Consider the following 1988-nt stretch of genomic DNA (forward strand, 5'->3'; position numbering starts at 1 on the left):
CTCCACCGCCTTCGGCGGTCCCCCTCCCCACGGCTTCGCCGCAGGGAGGATTAAGGACGGCCGCTCCCCACCCCAAAGCCGCCGCCTACATTTTTCCCCGCGCATAGTATGTTCGCATCATGCGGGCTCTTCCCCGCGCGGTCAGGATCGTCCCGTTCAGGCAACAGGGGGCGATCATGGCACCACGATATTTTCGCGCGGCACTTCTCGGCTGTTCGGTCTTCATTGGCGTGACGGCGACGCCCGCGCAGGGGCAGGGGCGGTACAGCGGCTATGAGGTCGATCCGTTTTCGCAGCGGGGCTATAATCCGTTCGAGGATTTCAGCGATCGTATCGGCGAAATGACGAACGACCGGCTGCGCGCCTATCGCGAAACGCGGCAGGAACTGATCGATGGCTGGTGCGAGCGGCGGCTCAGCAATCTCAATAGCCTCTACCAAGAGGTCGAACGGCGGAAGGACGAGATTTCGAAGGACGATCTCGCCGCCTATCGCCAGGCGCTGGCGCAGGAGCGCGCCTATCCCTGCCCGCCGGGCGGTCCGCCGACCTCGCCGCCGCCTCCGCCGCCACCGCCTCCTCCACCACCACCGCCGCCGCCGGTGGTGCCCGAGCCGAAGGCGGTGATGCGCGACGGGATCGCGCCCAGCCAGCCCTATGAAGGGCCGTCGATGACCTATGATCCGGGGCCGCCGCTGCCGCCGGGGGCGATCGTGCTCGATCCGGGCGCGCGCGTCGTGGCCGATCCGCCGCGGTCGGCGGCGCCGGCACCGCCTCCCCCTCCGCCCGCGGCGCAGCCGGTCGCCGCGGCGCCGGCGCAGGGGCTGACGCAGGACGAGATCAACGAGGTCGCGCGGCAGCAGTCGCACTTCGACGTCGTCGAGCGCGAGCGGAAGATGGAAAAGGAGCGCAACGAGGCGGCCGCGCTCGACCGCATCGGCAACAGCGTCATGGTCAGCGTCGGGATCGGCGAGATGGCAATCCCGGGCACCAATTACGGCTTCGTCCGCGACGGACCGGTCCCGACGCCCGAAGTCGCGGCGCTGACCGGCCAGCGGCGCACCCAGGCGATCTTCGTCGAGGGCATTGCGAGCTTCGCGACCGTTGGCGACCTCGTCTTGCGCTACAGCGAGGGCGACGCGCGGAGCAGCGTCGACCTGCCCGCCGGCGAGGTCGGCACGGCGCAGGGCTTCCCGTACAGCGCCGAATCGCCGGGCGGCAGCACCGGCATTGCGGGCCGGGTGCCGCTGTCGGCGGCCGAAGAGACTGCCTTCAAGGAGTTCCGGGGCGGTGTCCGCCGCAGCGCCTTCCCGCACGCCAAGCCGAAGGACCCCTTCGACATCTTTTACGGGATCGAAGGCGTGATCCGCGACCGCGACCATGCGGGCGAGGTGTCGATCACCACGCCGGTGATCGCGAACCAGCTGCTCGAACAGGATGTCGACGAGCGCGAGCTGCATTTGCTGGCCGGCGCGAAGGCTGAGGTTCCGATCGGCAATATCGCGCGTTTCCTGATCGGCGCCGAGGCCAGCGTCTATTATTACGATTTCGACCTGAAGTCGCTGGAGACGATCGACCAGAATTTCGGTCCGCTCGACGATCGCAGCTACACGCGGTTGGTCGAGGACGGCAGGAGCGGGGTGGGCTATACCGGGACGATCCGCGGCCAGATCATCCTCAACCTCGGCGACCCCAAGCCCGACGGGAGCGCCCGCGCCGAGCTGTTCCTCGCCGCGCGCGCCGCCTATTCCAGCGACCGCGCCCAGATCCTGAACCCGCCCAATGGCGACTTCGTCCTGGCGGGCGGGACGAGCGGGCTCGTCACCCGCGACGCCATCGACTGGTCGGTGTCGCTGGGGTTCCGCGTGTATATGGGGGGCTCGGGGCGGTTCAAGTTCTGAGAGGACAGCGACCGCTTCGGGGTGGGGAGCGGACTTTCCTAATCCTCCCTGTCGCGAAGCGATGGGGAGGGGGACCATGCGAAGCATGGT

General features: G+C 68.7%; 1 protein-coding gene. It reads left to right on the forward strand.

Going from position 1 to position 1988, the window contains the following annotated elements:
• Positions 1-176: 176 nt before the first annotated feature.
• Positions 177-1898, forward strand: a complete 1722-nt coding sequence (locus ATE62_RS23485) for a hypothetical protein (protein WP_058818622.1) — start codon at positions 177-179, stop codon at positions 1896-1898.
• The last annotated feature ends 90 nt before the right edge of the window (positions 1899-1988 follow it).

This window comes from Sphingopyxis sp. HIX (genome assembly GCF_001468285.1).
In the GTDB taxonomy this organism is placed as follows: Bacteria; Pseudomonadota; Alphaproteobacteria; order Sphingomonadales; family Sphingomonadaceae; genus Sphingopyxis.